Raw genomic sequence first — 20,978 nt, 5'->3', positions numbered from 1 at the left:
TCTCCCTTAGTGAGAGGCTTAACTAATTTTTTACTTCAGTAAAATCATTTTACGCGTCTGCGTAAAACTACTTGTTTGTATTCTGTAAAAATAAACTCCACTTGGCAGGTTAGCAGCATTCCAGTTTAACTCATAAGTGCCGGCAGGTTTTTCTTCGTTAACTAATGCTTCTATTTCGTTACCGAGAACATCAAATACTTTAATTACTACTTGAAAAGATTGTGGAATAGAGTATTTTATTTGTGTACTCGGGTTGAAAGGATTGGGAAAATTATTACTCAAGGAATATGTTGTTGGTATTTCATCAATCTTTTCTTCTTCAACAAAAGTTGCACCGCCGTTTGTTGTGTGGAGGATGGTGCCGTTTTTACCAACTACCCACCCATTATATTCATCAATGAATGAAATGCTGAGGAGAGGTTCAGGAATACCGCTTGACTGAGCTGCCCACGTATCACCCCCATTATTGGTGTGAAGTATTATCCCATATGGGGAGGATGTTCCATCAGATTCTCGGTAACTGCCTACTGCTGTTCCACTATAGTTATTTGCAAAATAAACGGCATTTAGTAGCCACGTTGTCCCGCTTATTTGTGGTGTCCATAATGCGCCACCATTTGTGGTATGGAGAATTATCCCACTATCACCAACCGCTGTACCGATATTAGCATCAATAAAGTGAACATCAAGAAGGTCATTTGTTGTACCGCTTAATTGTGTCGTCCATACTTCGCCACCATTTGTTGTTCGCAGAATGGTTCCACTTCTACCGACCACTGTTCCTGTATTCTCATCAGTGAAGAAGACGCCGCTGAGCCCAATGTTGGGATCACTCCATTGCGTTGTCCACGTAGTTGTTCCATCGTTGGTGTGGAGAATTCTTCCCCCGACCCAAGGTTCATACCCTTCCACTACAGTTCCAGTGTTCGCATCTGTGAAACAGACGTCGCTGAAAATACCTTCAGGCATTCCTTCAGATGTCCATAAAGCACCGCCATTTGTTGTACGAAATATACCAGGAGCTTCTGAGCCTGCGCCCACCGCGATCCCGATATTTGCGTCGGTAAAGCACACAGCACTTAGTAGGGGGACAGCCTCTGTCTGTGTCAACCAGGTTTTGCCACCATCAGTGGTTCGCACAATATGCCCCCATTGTATTCTCGACAATCCTGATGATCCCATTTTCCTAAACCAAATATGCTCACCTACGACAGCGGTACCGTTGTTTGCATCTGAAAATGATACTCCTCGCATAAAACCGGTGTTTTCACTGGATCGTCTAATCCAATTTATTCCTCCGTCTGTGGTTTTTAGTATGGTACCGGTCGAGCCAACAGCTATACCGTTATTCAAGTCGTAAAAGGAAACACCACTCAGCATAGTTCGTGATAAAGGTGCTATTTGTGAAGTCCAGGTTGTTCCTCCGTTTGTGGTTCTTAGGATTCCACCGCCATCACTAATAACCGAACCGTTGTTCAAGTCAGTAAAAGACACATCAAACAGCGCATTTGTTATTCCATTTGTTTGTGAAGTCCAGGCTGTTCCTCCGTTTGTGGTTCTGCAAATTATACCACCTCCACCCATAATATTATAACCAACTACCACCCCGTTAATTGTATCGGGAAAAGAGACTGCATACAATTCTGCTGCCGTTCCGCTTGTTTGTGAAGTCCAAGTTGTTCCTCCGTTTGTGGTTTTCAGAATTGTACCGCTCCCGCCCACCGCTATGCCGTTAATTGCATCCGTAAAGGAGACATCAAATAAAGTGTTTGTTGTTCCGCTTGTTTGTGGGGTCCAGGTTGTTCCTCCGTTTGTGGTTTTCAGAATTGTACCGATATAGCCAACAGCTATACCGTTATTCAAGTCGGGAAAGGAGACACCCAACAGCCCATTTGTAATTCCGCTTGTTTGTGGAGTCCAGGTTATTCCTCCGTCTGTAGTATGAAGTATTATATTACCAATATAGGTCTGCAGGCTATCCACCCAATTTCCACCTACCACCCAACCATTCTGTGTATCGGTAAAGGACACAGCTCTGAGATTATAAGTCGTTCCGCTCATCTGGTTGGTAAACGTTACACCTCCATCTGTAGTATGAATTATTGTTCCGTAGTCTCCCACCATCGTACCTGTGTTAGAGTCTGTAAAGGTAACAGAGTTGAGATTATTGCCAGTCGGTAGTGGATTCTGTTGATACCACTGTGCAAAACAAATTTGTGTTACAAGAAAAAAGGAAAACATAATTTTAAGAAAGGTTTTCATAAAGCCTCCACTGTAATAAATAAAAAACATTATTTAGCAGCAGTCTGCTTCGTGTGAGTATTCTTGGTGTTATCTCGGTAAGTGTCTGTAACTAACTCTATACTCTTTCTCGCACGGAGTAGAGAAAATTTACTGCTTATAATTAGCTATTAATTTTTATCAAAGTCAAAAACTTTCGATTCCCAGTTACCAATGATTGCTGAATGTGAACAAAAAAAAATTTCTGCCAATTTTCATCAACAGGAGAGAATTAAAAAATTATCTTAATAGAATCATCTTCCTTGTCTGTGTAAAATCTCCAGCTTTAAGTTGATAAAAATATACTCCACTTGGAATATTCTCTGCATTCCAATTTACTTCATAAGTGCCAATGGGTTTTTCTCCATTAACTAAAGTTTCTATTTCTTCACCGATTGTATTAAATATTTTTAGTGAAACTTGAGAAGATTTTGGTATTGAGTATATTATTGCGCAAGTACTATTAAATGGATTAGGGAAATTTTGTTTAAGTGAAAAATCGCTTAGAGTAAGATTATTATCTTCTAATGCATTTGGCGATTCATACATAGAAAAAAGTCCACTATCTCCTACAGCAATTGCTAAATTAGGATTGCAGAATGAAATAGAATTGTATGACCCTCTTTGTGAAATAAAAGATTCATTCCAATTTATACCCCCATCATTGGAACTGAAGATAGTTGCCACATTAAAATCTCTGCCGTCTATTCTTACACGCATATGACCAGCAGCTACTAGTTGATAAATATCCTTGGAACAAACACTTTTTATATGGTAGTATGCAGGAACATTTATAATACTCCAACTCTGCCATCCATCAAAAGATAAAATTATTGTCCCATTTTCGCCAATAATTATTCCAATTCCATCTGGACAAAACTTGACTTCCTGCAAATTTGCAGATATACCAAATACTAATGGGACCCAGTTAATCCCATTATCATTTGAAATTAAAATTTTACCACTATCCCCGACAGTAATAATATTTTCTTCATCGAAATACGAAACCGAGTTTAATTTTCCCCTAACATCAAAACATTTCTCAGTCCAGCTTAGCCCAGCATCTGTAGTCAAATGTATTGATGGAAGATAATATGTTCTGCCATCTATTCGTACTTGTTTAGTGCCGACTAGAACACCATTTTCATTATCTTTAAAGGCTACATCTCTAAAATGAAACAATTCTGAGATTGAAATATCTTCCAACTGCATACTACTAAAATCGGTTCTGAAAATTTTTCCATAATCACCAACTATGTATCCAAATTCATTATCTATAATAATTAGGGAATTTAAATTTCCTGTATTTGGGATATAATTTGACTGCCAGGTGCATCCATTATCAGAGGATAAATAGATTGACCCGAGTTCACCTACTATGAATATATTTCCATCACTTGAATAGCACGCGTTTTTCAAGTTCAGATTAGTAAATGATTGATTCAAACACCACTGCGCAAAACAAATTTGCGTTACAAGAAAAAAGAAAAACGAGATTCTACAAATAGTTTTCATAATACCCTCCAAATAAAATAAATCTAAAACATATTATTTAGCAGCAGTCTGCTTCGGGAGAGTTGTCGATTTGTCATCTCAAGGCTATTACAGTTAAATGGCTCTAACTTAGCCCTCTCGGAGTAGAGAAAATTTACTGCTTGTAATTATCAATTAATTTTTATTAAAGTCAAAATGTTTCGATTCCCAGTTGCCAATGATTGCTGAATGTGTACAAATAAATATTCCTGCAAACTTTCAGTAGCACAACAAAAGATTAAACTAATCTTTATTGTTTTCATTCATCATAAATTTTTTAATACACCATCCCAATGCCCAGCCTTCATTCTCGTTACTGTAATATTCTGTACATTGTTTGGGATGATTTATTAAACCTTCAATTCTATTATTTGAAAGATTATCAAAAATATCATTAGTAACCTTTGCCAAAAATTCTGATGCAGTTTTATAATCCACATTGGGATCTTTTAAATAGACTTTGCAAAAGTGTTCTTGCATTTCTTTAGTATACGGCAGCCAACTTGATCCTCCATCCGTAGTTTGCAGCACCGAACAATAAATATCTGCAGACCATACTTTTTTATCTTTGTTGGATTTTGATGCGCCATTATTATCTTTAAAATATTCCCAAGTTTTACCAGAATCTTTAGTTATAAATATTTCATCAGTTGCAGAGATTGCTATTCCATTTTTTTGATCAGTAAAATAAATTGAGTAGATCTTGCTGCCTGAAATTGGTGCATTTTTCCAGTAGTCATTTCCTTGCGGTGCTACTGAGCAGGTTGATAAAATCAATATGAATATTACATTTAATATAACTTTCATATCACACCTCATATAATTTTAATTCGGGCGAGAATTTATCCCGCCCATAGAAATTAAATTTGCTTGTTACTTCAACAGAATCATCTTTCTGGTCTGCACAAAATCTCCTGCTTGCAATCTGTATAAATAGACTCCGCTTGCTAACGTGCCTGCGTTAAAATCAACTTTGTAATATCCTTTCTCCTGTTCTTTATTAACTAATACCTAATTAAAATTGAATTACATTATTAGTTCAATTGTAGCACATTACAATTTTGCTAACTCGTTATTAACCTTAGTCCACAATAAAGCTGATTGAAAAAAATTTTCTTTTGATTCCTTAATCTCATTAAACAATTCTTTTGCTTTTATTTTGTCTCCTGTTTGTAAATAAGCTTTTGCCAAATAATATTTATCCTCAAGATCGGGGTTCTTAAGGTTTCTAGTCATCTCAATAGACTTTGCATAATTTCCAGATTTATTTTCTAAAAATACTTTCAACCATTCCGGAGCTTCCCGTATATCGTTACGATTACTTTTTAATATATCTTGTTTAAATAGTTCTGCTTTTTCATTAGCTTTTAAAAGATCATCGTTAATTGCATAAGCATAAGCAAGATTGTTATTCATATATAAAAGAAGTCTATCTCTATCACGCTGAGAAAGTTTTTCGCTGGCAATTAATTTCCCCATTTCAAGATATTTTATTAATCCTTCATTAGGCTTACCAAATTCACAGAGAATTGCTGCCTCATAACCTAAGGTGTTAAGAAAATAATAGTTCTCATTTTCTCCCTTTGATAATCTTTCAAGATCTTTTATCTGTTTTAACGACTCTTCCGGTTTATTCTCATACAGATAAGATAAGGCAACACTTAAATAACCCGCATATTTTTCGTTAAATGATCCCGCTCTTTGAATAAATTTATTATACTCTTCTCTTGCTTGGCTATAATTATTCATAAATAAATATGAGTCGCCAATATTATACGAAGACCCCACCCAACTATTATCCAGCTCGATTGCCTTGCGATAATTTTGTTGAGATCCCTCATACCTTCCTAATCCAAAAAGAAACTCTCCGTAAGAGTCATATGGATTTGGTCTATCAGGTGCAATTCTGATGTTTTCTAAAAATTCTTTTTCAGCCATATCATATTTTTTGGTTCTTAAATAAGCATAACCTAAAAGATTGTGTGCTGGTGTGTAGTTGGGATTTAATTCCAATGCTGTCTTTAAGTATACGACTGCTGAATCGTATTCGCCTGTGTTTGCCATATGCCAGCCTTTATATAAATAAACTCTGGGATCTTTCGGAAACATTACAATTAGTTTGTCCAGATATTCATTACTTTTTTTCTGATCATTGTCCAAGTTTGATGATTTTGTCATATCAATTAATAGTTTTTCACCATCTGTAACATTTTCAGCGAGAAGCGAGGCTCTTTCAATATTCATAGAAAGCTTTGAAAGACTTCCACTAACTAATCCTTTGTACAGGTATGCTAGTGCAAAATTAGTATCAATTGCTATCGCATCATCTAAAAGTTTAAGGGATTTCTGAAATTCAATGTTTTCATAATAATCCCTTGCCTGAATAAATAGTTGCTTTGCCTCTTCGGATGAAGTTGTGATTGGCATTTCTTTTTCTTTTGTAGAACAAGCAGAGAAAAACAAAACAAAAATTACAGCTCTAAATAAACCGAGTAATAAAACTTGTTGTCGTTTCATAGTGGACCTCCTTGTGTAATAATTAAAAACAAAAACCTCCCTTAGTGAGAGGCTCGATAAATTTTTTATTTGAGTAGTATCATCTTCCTTGTCTGCAGAAAGCTTCCAGCTTGTATTCTGTAGAAATAAACACCGCTAGCTAACGTACCTGCATTAAAATCAACTTTATGAAATCCTTTTTCCTGTTCTTCATTAACAATTACAGCAACTTCTTCACCAATTGCATTTAGCAATATTAGTTTTGCATTTGTCTTTTCTCTTAAAACATAACCGATTGTTGTTATCGGGTTAAAAGGATTTGGAAAGTTTTGTTCAAGTGCATAATCATTAAGACTTCTTACGTCAACTTCAATTACATCTGAATATTCATAGGTGCCATTATAGTCAATCTGCTTTAGTCTGTAGTAATATTTTCCATCAACTAAATCTTTATCAATGTAAGAATATTCTTTTTTATTTGTTGTTGTCCCTTCACCTTTAACAAAACCAATAGTCGCAAAATCACTTTCAGCAACTTTTCTTTGTATTTCAAAACCATTGTTATTTAATTCAGTAGCTGTTGTCCATCTAAGAATTACTTTTTGATTTTCTGCTTGAGCAGTAAATGAGGTTAATTCAACCGGTAAAGGAATTGGTGGACCGATATATTTATCAATTCTAAGTGATGGATACTCAACACTCCAGCCAGTACTCGCAGAATGAAAGTCGGGTAAAAAGTTAGCTTTATTGTCTAATAAATTCCAGGAATTTCCACCATCAAGCGTATATGCAGTTCCATCATTCACATCTCCACAAACAACGTATCCTCCAGCTATTCCGGGTATATGGCTAAGAGAATTACCTGAAATTATGCCAACTGGCTTAGTGATATCAAACCAGGTACTACCACCATCAGTTGTTTTCTTTATTATAGCTTCTGTAGAGGATGAATGTGCAGCCGTTAAAATTCCTGTTGTTTCGCTTTCGAATGCTAATCCAAGCCAGTACTGACGGGTGGTTGCATTAGGCAATACTATCTCTTTTACACTCCAGGTTAAACCTCTGTCCGTTGATTTATAAATTCTTGGATTCCCAAGTGGTGAATTTGCTACAGTTGGAATCCAAATAGAATTACCAAAAGCAGACATTCCTGGAAAAGAAACAAATGCATTAATATTAGCAATCGGTATATTTGAATCAGGTACACGATTCCAATTTATACCATCGTCACTAGTCGTATATATTTCATAATAGAGTTCTCCTTGATTCTTTGGTTGACCTATCGCTACCCCATTATTATTGTCAAAGAAATGGATGTAGCAAACTTCCCAGTAAGAATTTAAGTATGCTGTTGAGTGTTTTTGCCAGGTCAAGCCACCATCAATCGTTTTGTATATCCCCGTTCCACCTGTAAATGAGACATTCCCCGTAACAACATAAGCTGTATTTATATCCTTAGCAAAAATACAATCACTTCTGGAATTTTCTGTACCGGGTATTGTTCCATATTTCCAGTTTATTCCTCCATTCGTAGTTCTTAAAAAACTACTAATATATGGTGCAGAAATATTATATCCAGCAGCCCAGCATATTTCATCACTTACAGTAGAGAATTTTACTGGCCAAATATTGCTTGGTTGATAAGTGTATTGTGGATGCCAGATATTTGGGATTAGCCCATCTATCTCATCAGCACCAATATCCGGCGAGGTAGTGCTTCTTACTTGTCCATCATAATCAGTATCTATTCCAGTTATTGCAACACCCCGACTTTCAATATTTGTTGCAATGGCGTTGTTCAAATGTAAATCAGGTAAATTAAAAAATGGCATCTGGTTTATACTCATCGGATCATTACCAGTCGTCTGCCAATCAGCCAAGGTTAAATAATCTGTGGTTTGAACTTTCACAAGACAATTATATTGACTCGGTGTATAATGAAGATCATTAAAGTCAGAAGTGATTGTTGATCCTGATCTTACGAAAATTGATGAAGCGCAGTAAGGTGATTCATCTCTTATGTTAACAAGGATATTGTTTTTGATTGATACGTTGGCACTTATATAATCCACAAGTAGTGCAGCTGAGCCTGATGGTGTTGCTCCCTTTCCACTAAGATAAACTGAATTAAAATATATTTTTGGATTATTCTGATACCATAGCTGAATACCTCCAATTCTTGCCCCGGGATAAGTAGAATTGCACTGGATATCATATACAATGTTATTATAGATTTGATTATCATTCCCAATTTCACCGGTAGACCCAGATAAACTAATTCCGTCTGTACCCATATTACTGGATCCTCTAATGTTATATACAAGATTGTTTCTTATAACACATTCATTAGAACAATAGACATTAATACCAGGATTTGTGTAGTCATTATAATAGCGAACGTTCTGAACCACATTGTTTTCGATTATTGTACCCTTTGAGTATTCTGCTTGTATTCCCCAGGCGATTAAGCTATCGCTTGGCGAGCCCACTTGGTTATTTTTAATAATATTGTCTAGTGGCCTTACAGGAGTTATGTTATCTAGATTTCCTGTTACTATTATTCCAATACCAGCTGATTTGATTAAGTTATTCTGGATAATATTATGATCGGGCGTTTTACCTGACGGGGGATCATAAACCCATAAATCAATTCCCCATCCTTCAATATAGTCCTCCACAATTACCGTTATATTCTGAATTATGTTATAATCACAATCATCTTCAAAATCTATCGCAGCAGGAACTACGTTGCTATTCAGAATAGACCTAACGGTCATAGTGGTATTACCTGTTAAGCTAATTCCATCAAGCGTTAGATGGCTTACACTTGAAAAGAAGAATACATCAAATCCATTACTCTGAATAGTTACATTTTTATTTGCTGCAGGCCTTATTAGAATGCGGTTAGTTTCACTAGCACCCGCAATCGGACCACTTAACAAAAAGTAGCTTTCATCCTGTGCCTGATAAAGGCCGTCGATGAGTTCAAGAGTTATCGGTCCAGCGATGCCGTCAATACTTAACTTGTTAAATGCCGAATCAATGGTTGGGAAATATCCAGTAAGCCCTATAGTATATGTTCCTGCTGGTAATGGCAATCCAAATGGTTGTTGAGTTTTTTCTGGAATAACATTCACATATGTTTTCCTTTGGGAGTCAACTTTTTGAGCAATGATCTGGTAGGAAAATATTATGGGAAGAAGAATGGCAAATAAAAAAATAACTTTTTTCATAACGAACTCCTTTTAATTATTTATAAACTGTTTTTACAGAACCACTTTTTATCACTGAAATATTCTCCGGCATCCAGGCGATAAAGATAAAATCCATCAGGCAGCTTCAGGATTCTACTGGCGTTTACAGAAAGAGCATTTAATTTTATTTCATAAGTTCCTGGCTGCTTTACCTCATCAACTAGTTTTATGATTACCCCACCATCAGAATTATGAACTGTTAGCTGCACTCTGGTTTTATAACCGACACAATATTTAATTACTGTTTTGTCCTTAAATGGATTTGGATAATTCTGGCTTAGGAAAAACTCTGATGGAAGAAATTCATTCATAATTAAGTCTGATTACATTCTGTTGGATAAATAAAATAATTTGACTGGGGATATGGTAAGGTTTTAGAAAAGGATTTTCTACCAGATTTCTGTCAATTTCTTCCGCTTTTCTGTCAAAAGTCGGAAAAATAATTTTACTATTATTAACTGTTGATACTTTTACTGGTAATGCGAGGGAGAAACGCCGAATTGCTTCTTAAAGCTTTCAGAGAAATGAGCCGGATTGTTAAAACCTACTTCTAGTGCGATTTCTGATAGATTTCCGAACTTATTTTTTATAAGCTCCGCAGCTTTGTTTAGTCTTATTCTTCTAATCAATTCTCCGGGTGTTTCCCCGGTTAATGATAGGATTTTTCTATGCACAACAGACCTGCTTATACCAAGATCGTCTGATAGCAGTTCTACGCTGAAGGATGCATCTGATATACGTTGATTAACTTTATTTAATACATTCTGTAAGAACTTTTTATCTATTGATGTGATTTGTGATTGAGTAAATCCAAATATTCCATTTTTCTTAAAATGCTCCTGAAGTTTTTTCCTTTGTATGATCAGGTTTTTTATTCTTGCTCTTAACTCGTCAGGTTCAAATGGTTTCATAATGTAATCATCGGCTCCGATTTCATACCCATCTAATTTATCCTGTTTGGCGGCTTTAGCAGTTAGAAGTATAACTGGGATATGGCTTGTTCTTTCATCTGTCTTTATTTTTTTACAAAGTTCAAATCCATCCATTCTTGGCATCATTACATCGCTAACAATTAAATCCGGAAGATTATTGGTTGATCTATTCCATCCATCTTCACCATCAATAGCTTCTATTATCCTGTAACCGTTATCAAGATTAGTCCTGATATAATTTCTGACATCATAATTATCTTCAACAATTAGAAGTATTGGCTTATCTGTATTAGTTACTAAATCAATATCGGGTAGATTAGTTTTACTTACGGGTGTGTTTGCCAGGATACTTTCAGTTATAGGATGTTCTGTCTTCTCTGATTCTAACTCAATAATTTCATCTGGTTTTAAGTGGTCTGTTCCTAACGGAATACTAATTATAAATGAAGAACCTTTACCTTCTTCACTTTCAACTTCAATATTACCTTTATGTAATTCAATTAATTCTTTTGTTAAAGAAAGCCCAATCCCAGTGCCTTCCTGTTCTCTTGTATGACTTCCATCCACCTGATAGAACCGATCAAATATTTTTTGCAGCTTCTCTTGTGGTATTCCAACGCCGGTATCACTAACTGTAATCTTCAAATTTTCATTATGTTGATTAACTACTACTTTTATTAAACCGTCATCAGGGGTAAACTTAAATGCGTTTGAAAGTATGTTGTTGATTATCTTTTCAAATTTGTCCTTATCGATATAAACTATTATTTCATCTACATCTGAGACAAAGTTTAGTGAAATTCTTTTTCTTTCAGCGTAAGATGTAAAAGACAGGACAAGAGCTTTGAGATATGGGATAATATTAATCGGAGTTGTCTGCAGTTTCATATTACCTGATTCAATCTTTGATATATCGAGCAACTGGTTTACTAATCCCAGAAGTCTGTTTGCATTTCTGTGAACAAGATTCAAGTCTTCTTTTGTTCTGGTTTCTTTTGTTCTTTCAATAATTTGTTTTACAGGACCAAGGATAAGAGTAAGAGGTGTTCGAAATTCGTGTGATATGTTTGCAAAGAAACGAGATTTCATTTCGTCAACTTCGTGCAGCTTCTGAGCTTCGAACTTGCTCATTTCAAATTCGTGTTTTACTCTAACTCTTTTAAGCTGCATTCTCCAGGCATAATAAAGTATGCTTCCAAACAATATTAAATAAAAAAGATATGCCCACGTTGTTGTCCAAAATGGTGGATTAATAATTATTTTTAACGAGGCACCTTTTTCATTCCAGACGCCATCACTGTTTGACGCTTTAACTCTAAAGACATATTCACCTGGATCTAAGTTAGTGTAGGTTGCTGTTCTCAAGTTTCCAGCGTCAATCCATTCTTTATCAAATCCTTCCAAAATGTATTTGTATTTATTTCTTTGTGGCTCACCATAATGCAACCCAACATACTCAAAATGAAGATCATTGTGCTTGTATGGTAGGGTAATCTCATCTATCTCTGATATAAATCCTTCATATTCTAGATTTTCATCTGGTCGATTGAAAAGTGAAATGTTTTGTATAACTACTAGAGGGGGGACTGAATCTACAACAATGCTATCGGGATGGAAATAGACGAGACCTGCATTTGTGCCAAAATACATTCTACCAGTTTTACTTTTTAGCGATGCGCCGAGATTAAAAAAATTGCTACATAACCCATCTGATATGTCAAAATTTCTAAAAGTATTTTCAAGTATATTTAATCTTAATAAGCCCCGATTTGTACTAATCCAAAGATTTCCTTTCTCATCATCTAAAATACCACATATCCCAGCATTTGATAGACCATCTTCAAACGAGTAATGGTGGACAATTTCTATAGTTTTTTTATCTAAATGGTATATGCCATCTCTAAAAGTCCCAACCCATAATCTATCTTTAGAATCTTCAAATATGACTGAAATAGTTTGATAGTCTCTTTTATCAAATAATGATTTAATAGATACCAATTGTTTTGATCCGTGTTCAAACTTAAACAAGCCGTTACCATTTGTGCCAATCCATATATTATTTAAATTATCTTTTAGTAAGGTTATTACTTGAGCATTTTCCAACTTTAGAGGCCCACTAATATTTTCATCGAATTTTCTAAGCTGCTTGTTTTTTTTATTTAATAAATCCAGCCCACGATTTGTGCCGATTAACAAATAGTTGTCTTCAGCATTTTCTAATGTATTGACCAGAGAATCACTTAAGGTTAAAGAATCTCCTGGAATGCACTTAAATTGCTGCAGAGTTTTTTTTATTGCATCATACCTAAAGACTCCAGCGTCTAGAGTACTTATCCAGAATACATTTCCCCTTGCTGGATCACCTATTATATTAGAAATTTGTTCTTTCGATAATCTATTTAAATCATTGGATGAGTTAGGTTTGTTTTTAAATACCATTGTTTCTCTGGCAAGAATTGTGATTCCTTTATTAGTCCCTATCCAGAGTTGTTGATTGTCATCCTCATAAATTGAGTACACATCCTTGTTCAATAATTTGGAATTGTTTTTAGGGTCATATTCGAGTGTTTTAAACTTACTATTATGTCTGTTCCATTTATTTATACCACTCAATCGGGCTCCAACCCATAAATTGCCACTTCTATCTTCGTAAACGCAGTTTACTAAGTTGCCTCCTATGCTGTGAATATTATTAGGATTGTGATTGTAAAGAGTAAATTCACTTTTCTTTCTATCATAACTAAAAACCCCTTTTGATGAGCTCCCAATCCATATCGTTCCGTAAGAGTCTTCAAATATCGCATTTTTATAACTCAATGTTATGGGGTATGGTGTAAATTTTTCATTCTTCGAATCATATGAATACAATTTATAATCGCTTATTAACCAGATAATTCCATCTCTAGTCTGGTAGAGATTTGTTACCCAATTCAGCTCGTTATTGTCGATTAATTCGATTTGAAAATCGGAAAGTGGGGCATTTGAATTAAGTCTTGTTATGGAGTACAAACCATAATTAGTAGCAAAGAGCATTTTTTTTGTTACTCTATCTTCAAGGATATTTTCTACAATTAATGATTCTTTTGTTCCATAGGAACGGAAAGGTAATATGATGTCAATAAAATTCTCTTTTTCTCGATTAAAAATATTTAGACCAGCATCTGTACCTACCCATAAGTTTCCAGCTTTATCTTCATAAACACACTTAATAAAATTTGAGTTTATACTTTTTTCATCATTTTGATAATGTAGGTAACGTATAAATTTATTTGCACTTCTATCAAAACGATTAAGGCCCCCTCCAGCTGATTTTATGGGTTTAGTCCCAATCCAAAGATTATTTAAATGATCTTCATAAATACACTGTACATAATCACCACTAATGCTACCAGGATCAACTTTTGAATTAATATATGTGATCATTTTATAACCATCATATTTTGCCAGACCTCTTTGCGTACCAAACCACATATATCCTAAATGATCCTGAAAGATTGCAGTACCGCTATTCTCAGGTAACCCATCTTCAATAGTAATATGTTCAAATCGTGGCTCTTTGATTTGCGGGAATGATGTGATGCAAAAAAGACAAGTAATTATAAACGTAACTCTTAAAAAGTTTTTTGGAAGATGTATTCTGATCTTGATGGAGTTAATATCCATAACAGAATCTAACCTCAAATTTAAGAATTAGTTTAGGGGACTGTTAGAAACGTAATTAAGGAAATCATAATAGTCAAGAAGTATCGTTACGCATTTAGCAATCAATGCAAATTCGATTCTGCCCTGGTGCCCCCAAGTTACTCCATACCTCTGTCAATTATGAGATCTTCTGCAAATTCATTCTCGGGTCAACCTTGTTGTTCAGCATTTTTTATCTATTTGTAAATTGTTAATTGAAATTTCACAAATAATAGTTTAGTTTATAACAAGCTGTTGATGAAAGTACAATTGCATATGAATTTAATAGTTGAAAATTCAAAGTATGTTGATTACTACACATTTCTTGATGGTGTTTTTTCCGCGATCCAGGAATTACAAGAAATGGATTGGCTTATTACTGATTTAGAACTCAACTATGTCGATGACCCGCGGCTTTTTCAAGAACCAATCATAATTGACGGTGTGTCATTGAATGAAATCTTGCAGAAAACAAAAATGCAATTCATTTGGGCAGTGCTATCTGGTTATTCTAAAAAGTTGACCATAATTCCTGAGGATTATCCCTACGCGGATGGAAATCCAAATTTTTGGGTGGGAAGCCCCAAACCACAAGCTCGGGGGGCACAAATTGAAATCGTTTGTTGGGATTCCACCTGCACGTTGTTTATAAACATTAGTCCAATTATAGCGGCAAAGCTCAAGAAAATTTATCCTGATATTAAGGATTTAGATTGCGAAAATAAATCGAAGATAAAATGACCTGTCCCCTAAAATAAATCTAATTATTAAATAAGGAACTAAGATAAAAAATAGGTTGAAAATTGATTTACAGAATTGGTGACTAAAAAATGATATAAAATATATCTGTAACTCCTTATAATATAAGGACTTAGCGGAGAGTCAGGGAAGCTCTGCTTACTCAAAAATCATTTGTTTTTAGATTAAATTCGCATCTTTTTAAGAATGTCTTCTAAATGTCTTCTATCTTAAATACTAAATTTATTGTGTTCCAAAAACTTTTGTTAAGTCTTTATAGCAGGGGAGTGAGTTTTATTAATTTCATCATTTACCTTTCTTTCTTGGAAAGCATCCCACCAGCCACAGCACTCATTTTTCAGATGGATTTGATCTTACTGTGGACATATAGAACTATGGGAGTAGGTACTCTTTCAATTTATCATAAGCAATCTGATGTTTCTTAGTTTCCATTTTTTCTAAGTTCATTAACTTCCACTTTACAGATGGATAATTTTCAATTCCATCGATACCGGACAACTTCCACTCAGGTTTCTTATTCTTGAATGATAGTATAAAACTTTTCTGTTCATCAGTTAATGAAGTTTTTATCTTCGATATCAAATCACGTCTTACAGAAATCAAATCTTCAAGTTTAGCCTCATCTGTTGTCATTCCTGCAAATTCATTCTCAAATAATCGGGATATATCCTGCAATCCTGGATTAAGCACTTCAACTATCGGCCTTGGATGACTTATCAAATAAAATACAAATGCTTTAACTATGCCGACTGTGATCCCTTCATTCTCTATTAGCAGTTTAACATCAAACAAATCTCTTGGATGTTGTCTATCAAGTGCAGCACAAATCTTTCCACCATATAGATCCTCAATCGAGAGAGTATTAATTGAAGTTGTCAGTTCAAATTTTTCTTCTGCCTTTGCACATAGCTTTTTATTAACAACTGGGAGTACGGTTCCTCTTATAATTGTATTAGGTTCTACCTTTACTGTCGCACCATCCAGATAAAGAATTAATCCATATATTTTTTTATCATTAATTTTTTGTGTGATCTCAATTTTTGGAAAAATTCTTTTAAGCCTTACCTCAATGCTTGCTAATCTATCACTGATATCAACAAGCGATAATTCACGTCCCTTGATTGGCAAATATGTTAAATCTATATCAACAGATAGTCTTGGGAAATCCCTCCAGAAAAAGTTTATCGCAGTTCCGCCCTTAAGTGCAAATACTTCTTCACGGTTTATATGAGGCAACACCCTTATTAATAGCTCAGCTTGTTTTAAATATCTTTCATTCTGCATATTCCCTCGGTACAGTTATATGGTACTTCTTATCCAACACACCATTTTGTACGACTACTCTTTTACCACTGCCTAAGTTTAACTTTGTTAAATCCAATTCCTTAAACCACGTGTGTTGACTTTTCTCCGCCATATACAAAAATAATCGTTTCACTTTTACAGAATTACATTCTTCAAGCAGACTCTGAATAAACTGAGACCTAAGAGTTGTCAATCCCTCAGTTATCTTCAAAGCTTCATCAAATGATTGTTCATTTGGTATAAGGTACAGCATCTCCATTGCTGCTAGTTCTGGAGTTGAAATCATTATATAAAAATTACCTGTATTGTATAATTTGATGTTTTCTGGCCTTGTATAATTAAACACCTCATTTCGTTTCAATATGACATTATTAAATTTCTTTAACCAGTAATGAATATTTTCCTTTCTATCACTAAACAAGAACACCTTATTTTCATTCCTTGATAAATAGTGACTATATCCCATTAAATTCAAAGCTGTTTTACCACCAGCATGAAGTGTTGGCATAGATAACTTTTTTTGAAATCCAAATAATACGCCTTGCCAGCTCACCTCATCATTATATAGTTTATAGATTCCCCTCGAAAACAATTCTATCCATTTTGAATTAGAGTAGATCTTCAGAAGTTGTGGTGTATAACCAAGAAATTTTAATTCTTTTACCGTTTTTACTGTGCCTTTAGGCCAGTTACGTATTAACTGGTTTATTTTTGTTGCTTTTGATATATCATTCATATATAAATCCAAACAATTGTAAACTAACTCATTGGTTTAATTTTGTTATATTTGATATATAATATATATATGAATTCCAACAAATAAAAACCCGGCTAGGATAAATCAAGAGTTAAGGGGTTAGTAAAAATGACCTGCCCCCAAAAAGAGATCCAAATGTTAATTAGAAATAAAAGAGAAAAAGATAAGAAAACGAGCTATAATTGATTTTCAGAATTGGTGACTAAAAAATGATATAAAATATATCCGTAACTTCTTATAATATAAGGACTTAGTGGAGAGTCAGGGACTGTGTTCAATATCAAAAAAAGATGGATTTCAGCTTAAAATCATAATATTTTGAGCGATGGGGTCCACTTTGGTACCAATTAATAATTAATTTGTGTGATGATATTATCTCTAACAGACTCTTCGAATTCGTTAAATAAATTTTGTTTCTTTTGATTTCCCGATCTAGACTTAATTAATATCTAATCATAATTATGGACTGAAATTTAATTACAACCCATCTCTTGACAAAGAAAAATAATAATTATAACTTTGTTCGGGAAACGAACAAAGTATTTAAATACTTAACTTTTCTATTGCTTAAAATATTTTGCAAAAAAGTTGGAAACTTAAAATGCGTATAAAAATTTCGCAATGTTTTGGAACCAAAAACTATTCTTTCCTGTGGGTAAATTTTGATAAGCAAATTCAATCTACGCCAAGTTTCTCTCCTTTAATATTATTTCTCTTTTTTTATTTGCCACTTTATAAGTTTAATAAACTGTTATCCTATTACAAAAATTATATACACCACATTGTAGGGAGGTTATTATGACCTTTATTCGACTAAACTTTAATCGGATCAAGCTTTTACTTTTCATCTTTTCCATTACACTAACAACCGTTAGTGCTCAAGTCGAACGGGTTTCGATTGTAAATAATGAGAAAGGATCGAAATTACAAATCGATGGCAAAGACTTTTTTATAATTGGAATGAATTGGGATTATTTCCCAATCGGGACCAATTATACATATAGTCTATGGACTCAACCTGATGATTTTATCAAAGCTGCACTTGATAGAGAAATGGCGCTCCTAAAAAATATGGGGGTAAATGCCATTAGGCAGTATGTTGGAATTCAACCCAAATGGATTGAGTACATCTATAAAAATTATGGTATCTATACTATTCTTAATCACTCATTCGGTCGTTATGGCGTAACCATTGATGGAGTGTATATTCAAAATACAGATTATGCTGATCCTCAAACCAGAGAGCAAATACTTAATGAGGTAAAATCTCTTGTTACTGAGTATAAGAATGTGCCGGGATTATTAATGTGGTTGCTCGGGAATGAAAACAATTATGGACTTTTCTGGGGCGGTGCAGAAACCGAGGATATACCAGAAGGTGAAACTTTGGAATCAGTAAGAGCTAAACACATGTATAATTTATTCAATGAAGGAATTAAAGAAATTAAAAAAATTGATTCCGATCATCCTGTCGCAATTTGTAATGGCGATGCACTTTTCATTGATATTATAGCTGAGGAAGTAACTGATCTGGATGTTTTAGGAATGAATGCTTACAGAGGTGTTTCGTTTACTGATGCTTTTCAAACCGTAAAGGAAAAGCTAAATGTACCGCTTATGTTTACTGAGTTTGGTTCCGATGCTTTCAACGAAGTTGAGATGCGTGAAGATCAAATGATGCAGACAAAATATTTATTGGGAAATTGGAAAGAGATTTTTGAAAACGCTTTCGGAAACGGTAAAGCGGGAAATTCAATAGGAGGTATGACTTTCCAATTTAGTGATGGTTGGTGGAAATATTTACAAGATAGTAATTTAGAAGTTCATGATACCCATGCTTCATGGTCAAATGGCGGATACAGCGAAGATTATATTGAGGGTGAAAACAATATGAACGAAGAATGGTTTGGAATATGTGCTAAAGGTCCTACAGATGCTAAAGGATTTTATCAGCTTTACCCAAGAGCAGCATATTACGCTCTAAAAGATGTTAACAAAATTAATCCTTATGATGATAAAGTTGATGCAAGGTTGATTGAAGATTACTTTAATAAATTAATTCCAACAGAATATTTGCTCAAAGCACGAGGCGACAATGCGGCACTTGAATCATCCCAAAATAGTCTTCTCCGTTTAAGCGGATTGTGGATGAAGCTTGAAACCTATTCTACAGGCGGTGATAAGATAAGTACACCTGACGATAGAGTGGAAGGAAATATTGCAAATCCTGTTTACCCTGCTTTTCTGGGTTTTGATCATATGGAATCATTCTTCGCAGAATTTGAAGCTAATCCCGCACCCAACATATCCGGTAAGTTAGCCTTAAACGTACTGGGCAATGTACCTGATAATCCAATTAATGAAATATTTTATGAAAATCGTGGAAGACCAGTAACAATACCAACTGAAAATGGTGAGTCAACATTAAGTGGGTTAGAGAGAGTACAAGTATATAGAGCAAGCGTAGAATGGGATCACAAATTATTTAAATTAAATGGATTTTATCGAACCGGTCATTATCATTGGGGATATGAAGGTGATTTTTTCGGCTTGTACCCTGAATCAAATTACGGACCTAACATTGATATATATAACGCTAAAGCTCCAAATGGTTTCGAAATAGCAGGTAAAGATTTTCTTGATGGATTTAAAATTGCATTTGGACCTGAACTATGGTGGGGTGCAAATCCGGCAATATTGTTAAAATATCAGAAAAAGTTTGGTTCGCTTAATGTTGCAGGTATTTACCACGAAGATTTAGATCAGGCACCGCAAACAGTCAGCTCGTTTGCAGTACCGGTACCAGCAACCAGAAGAGCAACTTTATACCTCGGATATAAATACGACATATTTGGTGTTGAAGTCGGTGGTATTTGGTCGGGCAGCACCAAAGAAGATGAAGTATTTCAAATAGTTACTGGCAGTAAGGGGAACTACACCACTCTTCAAGATAAAATAAAATCATCTGACGCATTTGGAGGCAAAATTAAATTTACGGTTCAAAGTGGAAGATGGAATTGGTATGGCGAGGGTGCTGTGCAGGGGTTGGTTGCAGATGGCGGTGTTAATCAAGCTCTTACTTTTACAGGTTGGAGACTAAAATCAAGCGGACTAGGAAATAATTATAATTTTCTTACCGGTCTAGCTGTTACACTTGGTGACTTTCAGATCGCTCCAAACCTTTTATGGCAAAAACCAATTGAGGGTCCCATTCCTGGTGATGTCCCTGCCCCGGGCAGACCAAGAAATATTTTATCAGATCCTTTTGCTGTATTAGGAAATAGAGAAACGACAGCAGGGGAACTATTAATTACTTACGATCCTACTCCAGCTACTTGGTTTTATGCCTGGGATAGTGACGAAAGTGAAGATGCTAAATTCGCTTTCAATGCCGGATATATTTTCAGACATCAGCCAACCACAAGGGATGCTTCTATTGGTATTTTAGCCGATGGCAGAACAATTTTTGCTTTCCCCGGTGCCCCTCCAGCTCGCGACTTATGGGAGGTTTACACAAGGATCGTTTCGAAATTGAGTCCGGGTCTTGGATTAATAGCTAACCTTTATGGAGGATTGGGTCAAGCAAATGGCAGCGACGCCAGACTAATTGAAAGATATGGTGGTGATATTCGCTTCGTTATGAAACAAATCAAGATCATTACCCAGGTTAAAGTAAACGACTGGGGTCCTTATGATTATCATCGGGATTTTAATCTGACTTATCCTCTTCAGCTAGTATTGGATCTTTCAACGAATTTAGGAATGACTGAATGGTTTGATCTTCCACAGACAAGATTTGGAGTTATTGGTACCTGGCGCTCATTAGATAAGTATTCTCCACGATATTGTCCAACAACAAACTTAAACGTTCTCGGTGAACCTGTGTGTGACCCGAAAGCTCCAGGTTTTTCGGATGGCAGTGAGTGGGAAATTCGGACATACTTACATTTCAACCTTGGCATGTAATTTAAATAAATATTG

General features: G+C 35.0%; 11 protein-coding genes. 2 read left to right on the top strand and 9 right to left on the bottom strand.

Annotated features, from left to right (window positions below; genetic code table 11):
* Nucleotides 1-30 precede the first annotated feature (30 nt).
* From IPJ23_16475 to IPJ23_16445, 7 genes are all read right to left on the bottom strand, one after another.
* Nucleotides 31-2,262, bottom strand: a complete 2,232-nt coding sequence (locus IPJ23_16475; GenBank protein ID MBK7632265.1) for a T9SS type A sorting domain-containing protein — start codon at nucleotides 2,260-2,262, stop codon at nucleotides 31-33.
* A 258-nt stretch (nucleotides 2,263-2,520) separates the two neighbouring features.
* Entirely contained in the window at nucleotides 2,521-3,795 is a 1,275-nt protein-coding gene (locus tag IPJ23_16470) for a T9SS type A sorting domain-containing protein (protein ID MBK7632264.1), read from the bottom strand.
* A gap of 261 nt (nucleotides 3,796-4,056) precedes the next feature.
* Entirely contained in the window at nucleotides 4,057-4,620 is a 564-nt protein-coding gene (locus IPJ23_16465; GenBank protein MBK7632263.1) for a hypothetical protein, read from the bottom strand.
* A 246-nt stretch (nucleotides 4,621-4,866) separates the two neighbouring features.
* Nucleotides 4,867-6,330, bottom strand: a complete 1,464-nt coding sequence (locus IPJ23_16460; GenBank protein ID MBK7632262.1) for a tetratricopeptide repeat protein — start codon at nucleotides 6,328-6,330, stop codon at nucleotides 4,867-4,869.
* Nucleotides 6,331-6,395: 65 nt separating this feature from the next.
* Nucleotides 6,396-9,542, bottom strand: a complete 3,147-nt coding sequence (locus IPJ23_16455) for a T9SS type A sorting domain-containing protein (protein ID MBK7632261.1) — start codon at nucleotides 9,540-9,542, stop codon at nucleotides 6,396-6,398.
* 20 nt (nucleotides 9,543-9,562) lie between these two features.
* Nucleotides 9,563-9,874 (bottom strand): T9SS type A sorting domain-containing protein, encoded by a 312-nt coding sequence (locus tag IPJ23_16450; protein ID MBK7632260.1) that lies wholly within the window; start codon nucleotides 9,872-9,874, stop codon nucleotides 9,563-9,565.
* 159 nt (nucleotides 9,875-10,033) lie between these two features.
* Nucleotides 10,034-14,158, bottom strand: a complete 4,125-nt coding sequence (locus tag IPJ23_16445; protein ID MBK7632259.1) for a response regulator — start codon at nucleotides 14,156-14,158, stop codon at nucleotides 10,034-10,036.
* A gap of 294 nt (nucleotides 14,159-14,452) precedes the next feature.
* Between IPJ23_16445 and IPJ23_16440 the strand changes: the two genes are divergently transcribed.
* The gene (locus IPJ23_16440) at nucleotides 14,453-14,917 is read left to right on the top strand and encodes a hypothetical protein (GenBank protein MBK7632258.1); all 465 of its coding nucleotides are present in this window, start codon (nucleotides 14,453-14,455) and stop codon (nucleotides 14,915-14,917) included.
* 390 nt (nucleotides 14,918-15,307) lie between these two features.
* On the opposite strand, the gene IPJ23_16435 is transcribed toward IPJ23_16440, so the two are convergent.
* Together IPJ23_16435 and IPJ23_16430 are read right to left on the bottom strand one after the other, a co-directional pair.
* Nucleotides 15,308-16,219: a nucleotidyl transferase AbiEii/AbiGii toxin family protein gene (locus tag IPJ23_16435; GenBank protein MBK7632257.1), complete on the bottom strand. Its 912-nt coding sequence runs from the start codon at nucleotides 16,217-16,219 to the stop codon at nucleotides 15,308-15,310.
* The gene (locus tag IPJ23_16430; protein ID MBK7632256.1) at nucleotides 16,209-16,976 is read right to left on the bottom strand and encodes a type IV toxin-antitoxin system AbiEi family antitoxin; all 768 of its coding nucleotides are present in this window, start codon (nucleotides 16,974-16,976) and stop codon (nucleotides 16,209-16,211) included. The genes IPJ23_16435 and IPJ23_16430 overlap by 11 nt, the downstream gene beginning before the upstream one ends.
* A gap of 819 nt (nucleotides 16,977-17,795) precedes the next feature.
* Between IPJ23_16430 and IPJ23_16425 the strand changes: the two genes are divergently transcribed.
* Nucleotides 17,796-20,963 carry a glycosidase gene (locus IPJ23_16425; GenBank protein ID MBK7632255.1) on the top strand — a complete coding sequence of 1,056 codons (3,168 nt, stop codon included), beginning with the start codon at nucleotides 17,796-17,798 and terminating at the stop codon, nucleotides 20,961-20,963.
* Nucleotides 20,964-20,978 lie beyond the last annotated feature (15 nt).

The organism is Ignavibacteriales bacterium, assembly GCA_016709765.1.
GTDB lineage: Bacteria > Bacteroidota > Ignavibacteria > Ignavibacteriales > Ignavibacteriaceae > IGN3.
Note: the sequence above shows the minus strand (reverse complement) of the source record. Positions and strands in the feature narration are given on the sequence as shown.